This window comes from Pseudomonas sp. B35(2017) (assembly GCF_002113645.1).
GTDB lineage: Bacteria > Pseudomonadota > Gammaproteobacteria > Pseudomonadales > Pseudomonadaceae > Aquipseudomonas > Aquipseudomonas ekonensis.
In genome coordinates this window covers 31455-47205 of the sequence record NZ_NEIZ01000002.1, presented here as the reverse complement: position 1 = coordinate 47205, position 15751 = coordinate 31455, and the positions used below count along the sequence as shown (strand labels likewise).

Here is a 15751-nt window from a genome sequence, read left to right as displayed (position 1 = left end):
GCCCGCGAAGGGGCCGGAATTGACAGCCTCGCCCCGCCAGGTTGTCACACTTTGTCTCATCTTCAGTTATGCTCGCCGTTCGTCGAGAACGCCGGAGCCCCTCACCCCATGTCCCCCATTCGCCTGTTCGTCCCCCTGAGTCTCGCCCTGCTGGCCGCCTGCGCCACGCAACCGAAAACCAACGTGACCGTGGAGAAACAAAGCGAATGCCCGGTGCGGCTGGCCAACGGGCAAAACCTGATCGTGACCCTGCCCAGCAACCCCACCACCGGCTACCGCTGGGCCATCCAGGATTCCGCCGGCGGAGTGCTGCGCGCCCTGAGCCCCGAGGTCTACAGCAACCCCGAGGACGCCGGCGTGGTCGGCGCGGCGGGCCTGTCCACCTGGCGCTTCCAGGCCTTCGCCACCGGCACCGGGCGCCTGCGCCTGACCTCGCAGCAACCGTGGGCGCCGGAAGTGCTGCCGGTGGAAACCTTCGACTGCGCCATTTCGGTCAACTGACATGGGCTGGCTGATCCTGGCGCTGATGGGCGCGGCGACCTTCCTCTACGGCCTGAGCACCCACGCGGCGCTGCTCTGCCTGTTGGTCAAGCCGCTGCCGGTGCTGGCGCTGCTCGGCTGGCTGCACGACGCGCCGCCCGGCGACTACCGGCGCTGGATCAGCCTGGGCCTGATCTTCTCGCTGGTGGGCGACGTGCTGCTGGCCTGGCCGGGCGACCTGTTCGTGTTCGGCCTCGGAGCGTTCCTGGTCGCGCACCTGGCCTACCTCAAAGCCTACCTCAGCGACTGCCGGCGCCTGGCCGTGCTGCCGCTGATCCTCGCCCTGGCCTTGGGCGCGGTGCTGCTGGGCATTCTGGTCGCAAGCGGCCTGGGGCCGTTGCTGGTGCCGGTGATCGTCTACGGCACGGCCATCAGCGCCATGCTCTGGCGCGCCTTGGCCCGCCTGGGCAGCGGCGTGCCGCAACGTTCGGCGCTGCTGGCCGCCGGGGGGGCCGTGGCGTTCGTGTTCTCCGACAGCGTGATCGGCATCAACCGCTTCGTCGCGCCGTTCCACGCCGCCCCCTACCTCATCATCCTCAGCTACTGGCTGGGCCAGTGGGGCATCGCGGCCTCGGCGTTCTCGCAAAAACCGCGCTGACCGCATCGCCCGCAGGCTGGCTCCCTCATGGACGGTGCAACACCCTGGGGAGCGAGCCCGCTCGCGAAAGCGATGTGCCTGACACGAGGCTGGCAGCGCCGTTCGGGCGTTTATCAGCCAACCCGCGCATCCCCGCAGCAATTTGGCTAAAATGCCGGCCTTTTCCACCGAACCGCCGGAACCGCCGTGAGCAAAGAACCCGACCGCATTTTCGCCCAGCCCATGGCCCAGGTGCCTGACTTCGCCTTCAACGAGGACGTGGTGCGGGTGTTCCCGGACATGATCAAGCGTTCGGTGCCGGGTTACCCGACCATCGTCGAGAACCTCGGCGTGCTCGCCGCGCAGTTCGCCCAGCCCCACAGCGTGCTCTATGACCTGGGCGCCTCCCTCGGCGCCGTGACCCAGGCCCTGCGCCGCCATGTGCGCACCGACGGTTGCCGAGTGATCGCCGTGGACAATTCGGCGGCGATGGTCGAACGCTGCCGCGAGTACCTCAACGGCCAGGATTCGATGTTCCAGGAGTTGCTGCCGGTCGAGGTGATCGAAGCCGACATCCTGGCGCTCGACTTCAAGCCGGCCTCGGTGGTGGCGCTCAACTTCACCCTGCAGTTCATCGCACCAGAGCAGCGCCTGGCCCTGCTCGGCCGCATCCGCCAGGCCTTGCTGCCCGGCGGCGCGCTGATCCTGTCCGAGAAGCTGCGCTTCAACGACGCCGACGAACACGCGCTGCTCACCGACCTGCATGTGGCGTTCAAGCGCGCCAACGGCTACAGCGAACTGGAGATCGCCCAGAAGCGCAGCGCCATCGAAAACGTCATGAAGCCCGACAGCCTCGAAGAACACCGCGAACGCCTGCTGGCCGCCGGATTCTCGAAAGTCGTGCCGTGGTTCCAATGCCTTAACTTCGCCTCGTTGATTGCCCTGCCATGATCGATCTGTCTCCCCTCGCCCGCCGTCTGGCCGGCACGCCGCTGGCCGACTGGGCCAATACCCTGCAAGCGCAGCTCGACAAGAAGATGGAAAAGGGCCACGGCGACCTGGAGCGCTGGCAAAGCGCGCTGGACGCCCTGCCGCAGGTCCAGCCGAGCGAAGTCGACCTGCTCGACGGCCTGACGCTGGACAGCGACTGCGACGACGCCACCCGCGCGCAGATGCGCACCGCGCTGATGGGCCTGTCGCCCTGGCGCAAGGGGCCGTTCGACCTGTTCGGCGTGCACGTGGACACCGAGTGGCGCTCGGACTGGAAATGGTCGCGGGTCGCTCCGCACCTGAACCTTGCGGGCAAGCGCATCCTCGATGTCGGCTGCGGCAACGGCTACTACATGTGGCGCATGCTCGGCGCCGGGGCCGACAGCGTGATCGGGGTCGATCCGAACTGGCTGTTCTTCTGCCAGTTCCAGGCGGTGCAGCGTTACCTGTCGCAGCCGAACGCCTGGCACCTGCCGTTCCCGTTCGAAGACCTGCCGGCGAACCTCGAAGGCTTCGACACGGTGTTTTCCATGGGCGTGTTCTACCACCGCCGCTCGCCGATCGAGCATCTGCTCGCGCTCAAGGATTGCCTGGTCAAGGGCGGCGAACTGGTGCTGGAGACCTTGGTGGTCGAAGGCGACCGGCACCAGGTGCTGGTGCCGGAAGACCGCTACGCGCAGATGCGCAACGTGTGGTTCCTGCCGTCGGTGCCGGCGCTGGAGCTGTGGCTGCGCCGCGCCGGCTTCAGCGACGTGCGTTGCGTGGACGTGAGCTTCACCACCGTGGCGGAACAGCGCAGCACCGAGTGGATGAAGTACCAGTCGCTGAGCGACTTCCTCGACCCGCACGACCACAGCAAGACGATCGAAGGGCTGCCGGCGCCGATGCGGGCGGTGATCGTCGCCCGCAAGTAGATCGACCGGCGCCATCGCCAGCAGGCTGGCTCCCACAAGGGGACTCGGCCGAATGCAGCCACTGTGTTCACCGCAAAACCCTGTGGGAGCCAGCCTGCTGGCGATGGCGTCCGCCAGGACGCCGCCGAACGGAAGCAGACACGAAGCAGGCGTTCAGTCCGAAGACTTGGCGCGCCGGGCCCTGAAGAATTCGGTCAGCACCGCCCCGCACTCCTCCGCCAGCACCCCGCCCTCATGCAGCACCCGATGGTTGAGAAAGCCCTGGGTGAAGAACTGCCCCTGGCTCTGCACGATCCCGGCCTTGGGCTCCAGGGCGCCGTACACCACCCGCGCGATGCGCGAATGCACGATCAGCCCGGCGCACATGCTGCACGGCTCCAGCGTCACATAGAGCGTGCTGCCCGGCAGGCGGTAGTTGCCGGCCGCCTCGGCGGCGGCGCGGATGGCGACCATTTCCGCATGGGCGCTGGGGTCGCTGGTGCTGATCGGGCAATTGAAGCCGCGGCCGACGATCTCGCCGTCCTGCACCAGCACCGCCCCCACCGGCACTTCGCCGAGGGCGGCGCCCTGCGCGGCCAGGGCCAGCGCTTCGCGCATGAAGTCGCGGTCGCGGCTGCGGTCGATGATCGCCGCGGGGCGGATCTGGCGCATCACTTCACCTCGATGGCGGCCATCAGGCCGGTTTCCATGTGGTCGATCACATGGCAGTGGAACATCCACACCCCCGGGTTATCCGCCACCAGCGCCACTTGCGCCCGCTCGTTCTTGCCCAGCAGGTAGGTGTCGGTGAAGTACGGAACGATCTTGCGCCGGTTCGAGGCGATCACCTTGAAGCTCATGCCGTGCAGGTGGATGGGGTGCTGGTACTGGGTCATGTTCTTGAGTTCGAAAATGTAGCTCTGGCCCAGCTTCAGGCTGGCGATCGGCCGGTCGGCGCAGGTCTTGTCGGTGATGTCCCAGGCCTTGCCGTTGATCTGCCACAGGCTCGGCGGCTTGCCGTTGTCGACGTTCACCGACACGGAACCGACCCATTCGAAATTGAAGTTGAGTTTCTCGGCCTTGGCCAGGTCCGGCTCGGCCACCGGGTTGACGGGCAGCGCTGGCGGCCACTCGGTCGGCGCATCGTCGTTGGCCACCGAACGCAGGGTGCCCAGCCGCACCGGGCCGTTGCGCAGCGACAGCTCCTGGCCTGCCGCCGGGGCCTTGATCGCCAGGCAGATGCGCATGCCGGGGCCGAGCCAGTATTCCTTGCCCAGCGGCCGCGGCGCCACCGGGTTGCCGTCCAGCGCGTAGATCTGCGCTTCGACGCCGGGGATGTTGATGCGGTAGGTCAGGGTGTTGTCGAGGTTGAGCAGGCGCACCCGCGTGATCTGGCCGGCGGGCAGTTCTATCACCGGCGACGGCACGCCGTTGATGGTCGACAGGCGCCCCGCCGTGCCGCCCCGGGCCGCTTCGCGGGGGATGCTGAAGTCGACGAAGTTGCCCTCGTCGTCCACGTGCCAGTTCTTCAGGCTCAGGGTCTTTTCGTAGCGGAAGCCGGTCGGCTCGCGCTCCTCGACGATCAGCGGCCCCACCAGCCCGCGGCCGAGCTCTTCGCTGCTGCTGACGTGGGGGTGATACCAATAGCTGCCGGCATCCGGCACACGGAATTTGTAGTCGAAGTATTCGCCCGGCAGCACCGGCAATTGCGAGACGTACGGCACACCGTCCATTTCCAGCGGCAGGCGGATGCCGTGCCAGTGGATGGTGGTCGCCACCGGCAGCCGGTTGATGAAGCGCACCCGCAGCCACTCGCCCTGACGCACGCGCAGTTCGGTGCCCGGCGCCGACGGGCCGAAGGCCCAGGCCTGGGTCTTGTGCCCGGCCACCAGTTCGACGTCCAGGGGCGCTGCGATCAGCTCATAGTCGTGCCCCGCATCGGCTTGCGCCCGCTTGCCCAGCCAGTAGCGCGCCGTCCCTCCCGCACCGACGCCAACGACAACAAGACCGGCCAGGCCACCGAGGATTTGGCGACGGGTAAAGGACATGAACTGGGCTACCTCACGGATCGACGGCAGGCACCGGGCCCGCAAAAGGCGAATACGATACACCCGCAACTGGCAAACAGTAAGGGCGACGTGCCGCCGCAGCGGCAATGCGATAACTATGTACCGCACCTGCGCCGCCCGGACGGGTCATGCTCCCTGCCCGTATCTCAAGGAGTGAGAGAGCATGATCCCAGACAACCACCGCCCGCTGCCCAACGCCGCCGACAAGGCCGCGCTCAAGGCCATCGCCCGCCGCGTCATCGGCGACTGCCCCAGCCTTCAGGACACCGCCCGCGAGGTGGCCGGCGACCTGCTGAAAAAGCACGGCGTCACCGGCCTCGATCCCGACCGGGTGTACTTCCACCGCTTCGATGCGGCCCAGAGCAACGGCCGCACCTTCACCGGCTGGGAACACGTCAACGCCAAACCGACCTCGACGCTGACCCTCACCCAACTGGTGATCCAGCGCTTCCGCGTCGCCGACCAGGACAACGCCGACCTGCTCGACGTGTACGCGGGCTTCTACAGCGCAGGCCCCACCGCCGGCACGTTCAACGAAACCAACGAAGTCCGCCTCCACGGCAACGAAGTATTGAAGGACTTCTGGAGCATCGATTTCAGCACTCGGTACAAGGATCGGCTGAGCACTTTCTGGCACCGCTCGGGCAGCGATTACCGCACCCTGGCCAAGTGCAACTTCCTGCTCAAGGCCGTGCAGGCCCGGGACAAGCGTCTGTTGAGCGACGAAGACTTCCGCTTCGTCACCCAGGCCGCGCTCGGCCCGGTCAGTTGGCCGGTCACGCTGCAGTGGCTGCAATCGACGCACCCCACAACGGGTACGGTCCGGACGCTGGACGTCGCCGGCTTCACCGCCACCGACATCCTGCGTTTCGTCGCGCCCAAGGGTCGCCAGATCGTTTATGTGCCCGGCGAAGCCAGCGCCTTCACCGTGCTGGAAACCGCCACCGACATGCATTTCTGGATGCTGCTACGGATGAACCAGCCGCAGGACCGCCAGATCTTCATGACGCATTTTCCCTTGGCCGACCGACAGGAGATCGCCGACCACATCAGTGACCTGATGAACCGCCTGGTCAGCACTTGGAGCCGGTACGACCACCACCTGATCAATCAGAACGACAAAGCCATCGAAGGCGACACCTTCACCTGGCTGCAGACATCGACCCGCGACGCCTTGTTCATCGAAGCCGAACTCACGCTGACCGCCAACGCCGACCTGCGCAAGAAACTCTGGATCGGTTACCTCAGCGCCGGCCTGAGGGTCTTCGCCCCCATGGCCATCGTCGGCTGGCCGGTCGCATTGCCGTTGATCGGGGCGAGCATCGCCGACATGGGGCTGAACATCGATCAGGCGGTCAACGGCAAAACGTCCGAGGAGCGCAAGGCCGGCATCCTGGGGGCCGTGCTCGGCGGCATCGACCTGCTGCTGAACCTGGCCGCCCTCGCCGGCCCTGGCTCACTGGAAGAAGTCGGCCCCGACATCGAAGCGGCCGAGGCCAGGGAAATGGCAGAACTGCAGGAAGCGACGCAGCCGGCACGCACACCCAAGCCACCGCCCCCTCCGGCGGATGCTCAAGCCGTCGAGCCCCCGCGGCCTGTGTCTGGCATCCCGGCATCCTACCGAATCGGCCTTACCCTCGACGACACGACGCTGAGCCGCGAACCGGGCAAGTACCAGGGCATCCACAGCCTGCCGTCCGACCCGTCACGGGCCATCCGCCTCGGCGACGGCAACTACTACGTGCGCTACGAAACCTCGGCGAGCGGCACCGGCCACTGGGCCATCATCGACCCCGCCCGGCCGAATGCCTTCGTCCGTTCGATTCCCGTACGCTTGAACGCCGCCGGCCAATGGGAAACCCTTCCGCAGCTCGGGCTCAAGGGCGGCATGGATCTGCCGCACGCCAGCACCTCCGCCGCGCAGCAATGGGCACAACTGCCCGGCACCCTGGTCACCGAAATCGACGCCCCGGACATGCGCGCCTGGGCCCTGGGCGGCGCGGACGATGTCAGGCCGGTCACCGATGCCTTCGGCCGGACGCGCACCTTGAGCCGCTTCGAACTGAGCCAGGAAACCGCACGCGACAACCTGATCAGCGACGCCCGCACCTGGTATGCGGCCAATCCTGTCACGCCGCGCCTGCCCGTCGCCACGGCGGCGGCCTTCGACTCACCCGGCGACCTGCTCGACGCTGCCTTCGCCCGGAAGCCGGGGTTGGTCATCGGCGAAACGCAAGGCGGCATCGGCAGCAAGCAGTTCCTGATCGAGAACATGCCGGCCCTCGCCCGGCGCGGCGTGAAGACGCTCTACACCCAGCAACTGCTGGCCAACGTCAACCAGACGGCGCTGGATACATTCGCCCGCACCGGCCAGATGCCTGCCGAACTGGAAGAATACCTGCGCAAGCTCGACTTCATGGCCGGCAACGACCCCGATGGCCGCTTCACGCTGACAGAGGTGGTGAAGGCCGCCAATGCCGCAAAGATCCGGGTGCAGGCGCTCGACCTGTCCACCACCTACCACATCAACCGCTCCGCGTTCGGCTCGGAACCGGGTCTGCCGATGGCCAGGAGCTTCTTCGCCGGCCAGGTCATCCGCTTCAACGAAGCCGTCAAAGGCCCGGCCAGGTGGGTGGCGTTGGTGGATCGGGAACACATAACCACCTTCAGGGGCCACCAGGGCATCAGCGAACAGGCAGACGCCCTGAGCCTGCGTTTCGACGACGTGCCGCCAGGCCTTGAGGCGCCCATCGGCACCGACCCCGGGGTGGTCGTCGAATACGCCGACTACCCCGGCTCACCCGTCGAGGAACCGCTGGACGGAGGCGACATGGATGCCGTGCAGGCCCAGATCCAGGGCACCTGGCGCGTGCAGATGCCGACCCCGTGGGCCTACCGCACACCGCAGAATCTGCGCGCCCTGTTGCCCGAGCCCGGCATGTTCACCTTCCAGCGCTACCGCAACAGCATTCTGGTGGTCTACCGCAACGAAGCGGGCCACATGGCGGACAGCGTCGTGCGTACGACACCCGGCGGCAGGATCAGTCTGCAGGTGCCGATGCGGCCCGAGTACGACTTCATCACGGCCGACCATTGCGATGAGCTCAAGCAGGCCCTGATGGAGCGAGGCCTTCGGCCCATGGGGTGGCCGTTGCCGGCCGAACCCGCTGCGCTGCCGGTCGAGCCCGGCCTGGCCCAGATCCAGGACAAACTCGCACGCTGGCAAGCCAATGATCTGCTTGAAGCTCGAAGGCCTGACACCGGGCCCGGCAAGTTCCAGGGCATCTATCGGCTCGACGGCGACCCTGCGACGGCCATCAGCCTCGACGGCACCGCCTACTACGTGCGCTTCGAACCCGACGTCAACGGCCCCGGCACCTGGGCCATCATCAACCCTGAACGCCCGAACGCGTTTTCCGGCACCCTGCCGGTGCGCCTGAACGCCCAAGGCGAATGGGAACTGGCTCCAACGGGTGGCCTGAAGGGCGGTGGCAACAACCTCAAGGGCATGTCTCGGATCAGGACTGAGGCCGCGCCTGCGCCTGCGCCTGCACCTGCACCTGCACCTGCGCCTGCGCCTGCACCGTTGCGCGCTCCTGCCACCGGCTACGAATCGCCCATCCGTTACGGCCTCAGGAATGTGGCGCTGGGCAAGCCGGAGACGCACATCAAAGTCAGCAGGTTGCCCGATGGCAGCATTAGAGGAATCACCTCCTATGACGAATACGTCACGGACCTGCGGCGCAAGCTGGCACGGGATACCGATCAATTCTTTGGACGCCGAGACCTTTACCGTGAGTTGCCCGCCCGTCCCGCAGTCGACGCAATCCCCACGACTTCGGCCTCAAGCCTGATCGAACACGTATTCGACGCAGTGCCCGGCCTGGTCATCGGCGAAGGTCAGGACCGGATCGCCAGCCTGCGTTTTCTCATCGAAAACATGCCGACCCTGTCGCGCAAGGGGGTCAGGACCCTGTACTTCCACCGCCTGCTCAACGACTTCAGCCAAGGCGACCTGAATGCGTTTTTCCGCACAGGCGAGATGTCCCCGGATCTCGAAACCGTTCTGCGGCAGCTGCAAAATGATCCATCGGGCGTGCATACGCCGTTGGAAACGGTCAAGGTCGCGCGCCTCAACGGCATCCGGGTTCAGGCGACGGACTGCCTGGCCAGCTACCGCTTTCCCGAGGCACCGTTTACGCAGCTGCAGGAACAAGGCATCAAGAACTACCTTACGCATACCGTCATGCAGGCCGACCAAAAGCTCAACGAAGCGGGCAAGTGGGTTGTCCTCACCGGCCAGGAAAACACCAACACCTTCCGTGGCGTGGTCGGCATCAGCGAACTGCAGGGCGGCATCGGCTTGCGCATCGAAGAAGTGCCGCTCGATGCGCCGGCAACGATCGAGATCGACCGCGGCATCCGCATCGGCAGAGGCTATGTGCATCAAGACAGGCCACAACAGGGGGCATTCGACACGCTCTATGCCGATCTGAGTTTGAAGTCGCCGCAGCCTTCCGTCGAAAGAACGCCGGCGGACATCGAACGGATGCTGATGCGGCGCGGCCAGTACACCTTCCAGAAAACCGAAGACGGCGTGACATTGATCCACCGCAACCGGGAAGGAAAGATCGTTCACACGCCGGTCGAACGTCTCGCTGACGGCACCTTGCGGATCCATCGCCCGGTGTGGGTGGGCATCGATCAGGTAGCGTTCGCCAGCCTCGAAGAATTGTCCTGGAGCCTCAGCGAGATGGGCATGCTCCTTGAGGGCCGCTTGCCGCACTGAACCTTCCCGCCAGCCGAAAAAAAGCCCCCGGTCTTGCGACCGGGGGCTTTCGGATGCCACAGCAACGGGCCTGGGTTGACGGGCCCGTTCGTGATCATTCCCACTCGATGGTGGCTGGCGGCTTGCTCGACACGTCGTAGGTGACGCGGGAGATGCCTTCGATCTCGTTGATGATGCGGCCGGAAACGGTTTCCAGCAGCTCGTACGGCAGGTGCGCCCAACGGGCGGTCATGAAGTCGATGGTCTCGACGGCACGCAGGGCCACGACCCACGCGTAACGGCGGCCGTCGCCGACCACGCCCACCGATTTCACCGGCTGGAACACCACGAACGCCTGGCTGACCTTGTGATACCAGTCGGCCTTGCGCAGTTCCTCGATGAAGATGTGGTCGGCGCGGCGCAGCAGGTCCGCGTATTCCTTCTTCACTTCGCCGAGGATGCGCACGCCCAGGCCCGGGCCCGGGAACGGGTGACGGTAGACCATGTCGTACGGCAGGCCCAGCTCCAGGCCCAGACGGCGGACTTCGTCCTTGAACAGTTCGCGCAGCGGCTCGACCAGCTTCAGGTTCATCTCTTCCGGCAGGCCGCCCACGTTGTGGTGCGACTTGATCACGTGGGCCTTGCCGCTCTTGGCGCCGGCCGACTCGATCACGTCCGGGTAGATGGTGCCCTGGGCGAGGTACTTGATGTTGTTCAGCTTGCAGGACTCGGCATCGAACACGTCGATGAAGGTGCGGCCGATGATCTTGCGCTTCTTCTCAGGGTCGGCTTCGCCGGCCAGGTTGTTCAGGAACTGGTCTTCGGCGTTGGCGCGGATCACCTTGACGCCCATGTTCTCGGCGAACATGGCCATCACCTGGTCGCCTTCGTGCAGGCGCAGCAGGCCGTTGTCGACGAACACGCAGGTCAGCTGGTCGCCGATGGCCTTGTGCAGCAGCGCGGCGACTACCGAGGAATCGACGCCGCCGGACAGGCCCAGCAGCACGTTGTCGGTGCCGACCTGGGCACGGATGTTGGCGATGGCGTCTTCGGCGATCTTCGACGGCGTCCACAGGGCTTCGCAACCGCAGATGTCAAGGACGAAGCGCGACAGGATGCGGCCGCCCTGCTTGGTGTGGGTCACTTCCGGGTGGAACTGCACGCCGTAGTAGGCGCGCTCGTCGTTGAACATGCCGGCGATCGGGCAGCTCGGGGTGCTGGCCAGGATGTGGAAGTCTTCCGGCATCTTGGTGACCTTGTCGCCGTGGCTCATCCACACGTCGAGGCCGAACAGGCCGTCGGCGTCAATGTGGTCTTCGATGCCGTCGAGCAGGCGGCTCTTGCCGACCACGTCGACACGGGCGTAGCCGAACTCACGCAGTTCGGAGCCTTCGACCTTGCCGCCCAGTTGCTCGGCCATGGTCTGCATGCCGTAGCAGATGCCGAAGACCGGCACGCCCAGGTCGAAGACGGCCTGCGGGCAGCGTGGGCTGTCGGCGACGTGCACGGACTCGGGGCCGCCGGCGAGGATGACACCCTTCGGGGCGAATTCGCGGATCGCATCTTCGTCCATGTCGAACGGGTGCAGTTCGCAGTACACGCCGATCTCGCGCACGCGGCGGGCGATCAGTTGGGTGTACTGGGAACCGAAGTCGAGGATCAGGATGCGGTGAGCGTGAATATCGAGGGCCATGATTCAGTCTCGTCTTAAGTCAATCAGTAACAGTCGTGATTCAGAAACAACTCGGGGCTGAATGAACAGCCCCGGTTGCTTAGCGATTTTGAAGGCTCAACCTACGCGGTAGTTTGGCGCTTCCTTGGTGATCTGCACGTCGTGGACATGGGATTCGGCCATGCCGGCGCCGGTGATCCGCACGAACTCAGGCTTGGTGCGCATCTCTTCGATGTTGGCGCTGCCGGTGTAGCCCATCGAGGAGCGCAGGCCGCCCATCAACTGGTGGATGATCGCGGTCAGGGTGCCCTTGTACGGCACGCGGCCTTCGATGCCTTCCGGAACCAGTTTCTCGGCGCCGGCAGAGGAGTCCTGGAAGTAGCGGTCGGAGGAACCCTGGGCCTGGGCCATCGCGCCCAGCGAACCCATGCCGCGGTAAGCCTTGTAGGAACGGCCCTGGAACAGTTCGATCTCGCCCGGCGCCTCTTCGGTACCGGCGAACATCGAGCCCATCATCACGCAGGACGCGCCGGCCACGATGGCCTTGGACAGGTCGCCGGAGAAACGGATGCCGCCGTCGGCGATCAACGGAACGCCGGTGCCTTCAAGGGCGGCGGCCACGTTGGCGATGGCGCTGATCTGCGGAACGCCGACACCGGCGACGATGCGGGTGGTGCAGATCGAGCCAGGGCCGATGCCGACCTTGACCGCGTCGGCGCCGGCTTCGGCCAGGGCCTTGGCGGCGGCGCCGGTGGCGATGTTGCCGCCGATCACCTGCACTTCAGGGAAGTTTTCCTTGACCCAGCGAACGCGGTCGATCACGCCTTTGGAATGACCGTGGGCGGTGTCGACCACCACCACGTCAACGCCGGCGTTGACCAGGGCGGCGACACGCTCGCCGGTGTCCTTGCCGGTGCCGACCGCCGCGCCGACGCGCAGGCGACCCTGGTCGTCCTTGCTGGCCAGCGGGTAGGCCTTGGCCTTCTCGATGTCCTTGACGGTCATCATGCCCTTGAGGGCGAACTTGTCGTCGACGATCAGGACTTTTTCCAGGCGGTGCTTGTGCAGCAGCTCGCGGACTTCGTTCTTGTCGGCGCCTTCGCGGACGGTGACCAGACGCTCTTTGGGCGTCATCACTTCGCGCACGCTGACGTCCAGACGGTTCTCGAAGCGCACGTCGCGGGAGGTGACGATGCCGACCAGGTCGCCGTCGTGCAGCACCGGCACGCCGGAGATGTTGTGCTGGCGGGTCAGTTCGAACAGGTCACGCACGGTGGCGTCGGCCTCGATGGTGATCGGATCCTTGACCACGCCGGCCTCGAACTTCTTGACCTTGCGCACTTCGGCGGCCTGCTGCTCGATGGTCATGTTCTTGTGGATGATGCCAATGCCGCCTTCCTGAGCCATGGCGATGGCCAGACGGGCTTCAGTGACGGTGTCCATGGCGGCGGAAACCAGAGGAATGTTCAGCTCGATGCCACGGGTAAGGCGGGTCTTCAGGCTGACTTCGTTGGGAAGCACCTCGGAATAACCGGGCACTAGGAGAATGTCGTCGAAGGTCAGAGCTTCTTGGCTGATACGCAGCATCGCGGGGGCTCCCGGGCGGGAAAATGGAAGCGCGCCATTATACTCAGACACCCCGCCGGGCTCAATGCAAAACTCGCCTGACATCAATGTTGCTGATGTACGGAAAGCCCGGGGCCTAGAGCTCCACTTTGACCCAGCTCACCGGCTGATCCAGCCAGTCGGCGAATTCGTCGATGAAGCTCTGCTTGAACCCCGCCTCCAGCCAGTTGTTGAAGATGAAACCCAGGTTGGAGAACGCGCAGGGCTGCAGGAACAGAAAGCCGTTGATGTCGTCTTCGTGCCCGCACTCGGGGCAGGTGAAGTTGTCGGTGCGGTTGGGCATCCAGTCTTCCAGGCTTTCGAACAGCGCTTCGCCCACCTCCTGGCGGCACTCGGCGCAGCCGGCCTCTTCGAGGAAGCCCTTGGCCGGCGTATAGATGCAGCGCTTGACGATGATCTCCAGGCCGTTGACCGGCTCGCCGAACGGCAGCGCCTCCGGATGCAGCACCACCTCGCGGGCGCCTTCGGCGATCGCATGGCCCATGCGGTTGCCGGTGCGTGCGCAGGTGCTCAACTGTTCCTCGACGATGTTCTTGCGCACCAGCCAGCGCAAGATGGCCCGGGCGCGGGGCTCGTGCACCGGCAAGGTGGAGATTTTCGGGACGAGGATGCTTTGCGAGTTCATGGGCCCAGCCTGCTGCGGATACGGTTGATCATCCTGTAGGAGCGAGCCTGCTCGCGATGGCGTCGCACCAGTCAGCGATGTGTCGACTGAATGGGCGCTATCGCGAGCAGGCTCGCTCCCACAAGGAAGTGCGGCCGGCAGCTTAATCCCTGACGCGCTGCGGTCAAGTGCCCAGGTAACGCCCGATCAGCGCAACCCCGCTGGCCAGCACCAGCCAGGTCACCAGCCGCACGAACGCCTCGCGGGACAGGCGCGCGGTCAGCCGCCGCCCGGACCACAAGCCCAACGCCATGGCCGGCATCAGGCACAGCGCGAGCATCAGCAAGGGTAGCTCGGCATACACCCCGGCGACGGCGAACAGGCTCAAGCGCACCACCGTGCTGCAACTGATCAGCGCACTCTGCGTGGCCCGCGCGGCGTCCTTGGGCAACCGGCTGTTGAGGTAGATCGCATACAGAAACCCGCCGCTGCCGAACAGCGCGCCGAAAAGCCCGCCCACCGTGCCCATCGGCAGCGCCCAGCCGGCGGCCAGCCGCGTCGGCCGGGCCTTGATCCACAGGCTGTAGACCGCATACGCGCTGATGAACAGCCCCATCATCAGCAACAGCAGGTCGGACTTGAGGTTGAGCAGGAAAATCACCCCCAGCGTGCACCCCACCGCCATGCACGGCAGCAGTCGCAGCAGTTCCGGTTTCGCCACCTCCCGCCGCGACGGCAACAGATTGCCGAACGCGGCGACGAAGTCGAGCAGCACCAGCAACGGCACGATCTTGGACAGCGGCATAAACAGGATCAGGATCGGCCCCGCCACCAGCGCCGTGCCGAAACCGGCGATGCCGAAGACCACATACGCCAGCGCCACCCCCGCGCCGATGGCGGCCCAGCCCCCGACACCCCACGACCATTCGCTCAACAACGCCGCCACACTCATCCGTCCGCCTCCTCATGTCAGTCCGGGATGACTTTAGCCAGCGGCGAGACTTGCGACTAATATCGCTTGAGCCACCCAGCCATCTCGAAAAGGCATACCTCGTGCTCTCCACCCGTCAACTGCGCTATTTCGTGGAAATCGCCGACTGCGGCAGCTTCAGCGCCGCCGCCGAACGCCTGTTCATCGCCCAATCGGCGCTGAGCCGGCAAATAAAGGACATGGAGCAGCGCCTGCACACCCCGCTGTTCGAACGCACCGCCCGCCAGCCCCGGCTCACGGCGGCGGGCGAAGCCTTCCTGCCCCGGGCCCGCAACCTGCTCGCCGAACTAGACAAGGCCAGCGCCCTGGCCACCGAGGTCGGCACCGGCCGGCGCGGCACGGTGCGCCTGAGCCATTCCAGCACCGTTGCGCTCAGCGGTGGGCTGCTCAACGACATCGGCGTGTTCCTCGGGCAACTGCCCGGCGTATCGCTGGACATCGGCAAGCTCTCCTCCGAAGCGCAGCTTGAGGAACTCGCCGAGGGCCGCCTCGATGTCGGCCTGCTGCGTTTGCCGGTGCTGCGCCAGCGCGAAGGCGTCCAGGTGCTGCCGCTGTTCACCGAACGCCTGCTGCTGGCGGCGCCGGACACCCATCGGCTGGTCAAGAGTGGTTCGGCCATCGACCTGGCGCAATTGAAGGACGAGCCATTCATTTCGATCCCGCATCCGCAACGCGGCGGGCTCAGCTATTTATGTGCGGACCTGTGCATGCGCCACGGTTTTTTCCCGAAAGCGGCTCGGGTGATGTCGCGCAAGACCACGCAACTGCAGCTGATCCAGGCCGGGTTCGGCATCGCCCTGCTGCCGGAGTCGATGCAGGCCATCGCCCCGCCGGGCGTGCGCTTCCTGCCCTTGGCCGACCCCGGCTGCCGAAGCACCGTCGCCCTGGCCTGCCGGCAGGATCCGCCACCGCTGATCCGACGCTTCATCGAAACCTTCACCGCATCCTGCGGGAGCCAGCCTGCTGGCGATGGCACCAGAGAGGACACCGTATAGCCGGGCGCAACAATCGCCCCCACAAG

Annotated in this window: 12 protein-coding genes; 6 read left to right on the top strand and 6 right to left on the bottom strand. The window is 65.9% G+C overall.

The features are described 5' to 3' along the window. The first annotated feature begins 108 nt into the window (after positions 1–108). From CAG41_RS03875 to cmoB, 4 genes are all read left to right on the top strand, one after another. Complete coding sequence (locus CAG41_RS03875; RefSeq protein WP_085586666.1) at positions 109–501, top strand: protease inhibitor I42 family protein; 393 nt, start codon at positions 109–111, stop codon at positions 499–501. 1 nt (position 502) lies between these two features. After that, positions 503–1138, top strand: coding sequence for a lysoplasmalogenase (locus CAG41_RS03870; RefSeq protein ID WP_085706716.1), 636 nt, complete (start codon positions 503–505; stop codon positions 1136–1138). A 222-nt stretch (positions 1139–1360) separates the two neighbouring features. Then, a complete protein-coding gene (gene cmoA, locus CAG41_RS03865; protein WP_225927287.1) occupies positions 1361–2068 on the top strand; it encodes a carboxy-S-adenosyl-L-methionine synthase CmoA in 708 nt (235 codons plus the stop codon). Then, a complete protein-coding gene (gene cmoB, locus CAG41_RS03860) occupies positions 2065–3021 on the top strand; it encodes a tRNA 5-methoxyuridine(34)/uridine 5-oxyacetic acid(34) synthase CmoB (protein ID WP_085634022.1) in 957 nt (318 codons plus the stop codon). Before cmoA ends, cmoB begins: the two co-directional genes overlap by 4 nt. A gap of 153 nt (positions 3022–3174) precedes the next feature. Here cmoB and tadA read toward each other — a convergent pair whose 3' ends face one another. Beyond that, entirely contained in the window at positions 3175–3672 is a 498-nt protein-coding gene (gene tadA / locus CAG41_RS03855; RefSeq protein WP_085586662.1) for a tRNA adenosine(34) deaminase TadA, read from the bottom strand. Beyond that, positions 3672–5048, bottom strand: coding sequence for a multicopper oxidase family protein (locus CAG41_RS03850; protein ID WP_085586661.1), 1377 nt, complete (start codon positions 5046–5048; stop codon positions 3672–3674). Before CAG41_RS03850 ends, tadA begins: the two co-directional genes overlap by 1 nt. Before the next feature lie 184 nt (positions 5049–5232). Here CAG41_RS03850 and CAG41_RS03845 point away from each other — a divergent pair, with 184 nt between their 5' ends. Next, a complete protein-coding gene (locus tag CAG41_RS03845; RefSeq protein ID WP_085706715.1) occupies positions 5233–9858 on the top strand; it encodes a membrane-targeted effector domain-containing toxin in 4626 nt (1541 codons plus the stop codon). Between the two features lie 94 nt (positions 9859–9952). On the opposite strand, the gene guaA is transcribed toward CAG41_RS03845, so the two are convergent. From guaA to CAG41_RS03825, 4 genes are all read right to left on the bottom strand, one after another. Beyond that, complete coding sequence (guaA, locus tag CAG41_RS03840) at positions 9953–11530, bottom strand: glutamine-hydrolyzing GMP synthase (RefSeq protein WP_085586659.1); 1578 nt, start codon at positions 11528–11530, stop codon at positions 9953–9955. Between the two features lie 96 nt (positions 11531–11626). Further along, complete coding sequence (gene guaB / locus CAG41_RS03835) at positions 11627–13096, bottom strand: IMP dehydrogenase (protein ID WP_085586658.1); 1470 nt, start codon at positions 13094–13096, stop codon at positions 11627–11629. A gap of 115 nt (positions 13097–13211) precedes the next feature. Then, entirely contained in the window at positions 13212–13760 is a 549-nt protein-coding gene (locus CAG41_RS03830; protein ID WP_085586657.1) for a sugar ABC transporter ATPase, read from the bottom strand. Positions 13761–13923: 163 nt separating this feature from the next. Next, positions 13924–14691 (bottom strand): sulfite exporter TauE/SafE family protein, encoded by a 768-nt coding sequence (locus tag CAG41_RS03825; RefSeq protein WP_085586656.1) that lies wholly within the window; start codon positions 14689–14691, stop codon positions 13924–13926. Between the two features lie 101 nt (positions 14692–14792). On the opposite strand from CAG41_RS03825, the gene CAG41_RS03820 reads away from it, so the two are divergent. Further along, positions 14793–15725 (top strand): LysR family transcriptional regulator, encoded by a 933-nt coding sequence (locus CAG41_RS03820; RefSeq protein WP_085655965.1) that lies wholly within the window; start codon positions 14793–14795, stop codon positions 15723–15725. The last annotated feature ends 26 nt before the right edge of the window (positions 15726–15751 follow it).

Bases quoted from the DNA above. Each gene is read 5' to 3' on its own strand.
- CAG41_RS03875 (WP_085586666.1), top strand. From the start codon at position 109: ATGTCCCCCATTCGCCTGTTCGTCCCCCTGAGTCTCGCCCTGCTGGCC.
- CAG41_RS03870 (WP_085706716.1), top strand. From the start codon at position 503: ATGGGCTGGCTGATCCTGGCGCTGATGGGCGCGGCGACCTTCCTCTAC.
- cmoA (WP_225927287.1), top strand. From the start codon at position 1,361: ATGGCCCAGGTGCCTGACTTCGCCTTCAACGAGGACGTGGTGCGGGTG.
- cmoB (WP_085634022.1), top strand. From the start codon at position 2,065: ATGATCGATCTGTCTCCCCTCGCCCGCCGTCTGGCCGGCACGCCGCTG.
- tadA (WP_085586662.1), bottom strand. From the start codon at position 3,672: ATGCGCCAGATCCGCCCCGCGGCGATCATCGACCGCAGCCGCGACCGC.
- CAG41_RS03850 (WP_085586661.1), bottom strand. From the start codon at position 5,048: ATGTCCTTTACCCGTCGCCAAATCCTCGGTGGCCTGGCCGGTCTTGTT.
- CAG41_RS03845 (WP_085706715.1), top strand. From the start codon at position 5,233: ATGATCCCAGACAACCACCGCCCGCTGCCCAACGCCGCCGACAAGGCC.
- guaA (WP_085586659.1), bottom strand. From the start codon at position 11,530: ATGGCCCTCGATATTCACGCTCACCGCATCCTGATCCTCGACTTCGGT.
- guaB (WP_085586658.1), bottom strand. From the start codon at position 13,096: ATGCTGCGTATCAGCCAAGAAGCTCTGACCTTCGACGACATTCTCCTA.
- CAG41_RS03830 (WP_085586657.1), bottom strand. From the start codon at position 13,760: ATGAACTCGCAAAGCATCCTCGTCCCGAAAATCTCCACCTTGCCGGTG.
- CAG41_RS03825 (WP_085586656.1), bottom strand. From the start codon at position 14,691: ATGAGTGTGGCGGCGTTGTTGAGCGAATGGTCGTGGGGTGTCGGGGGC.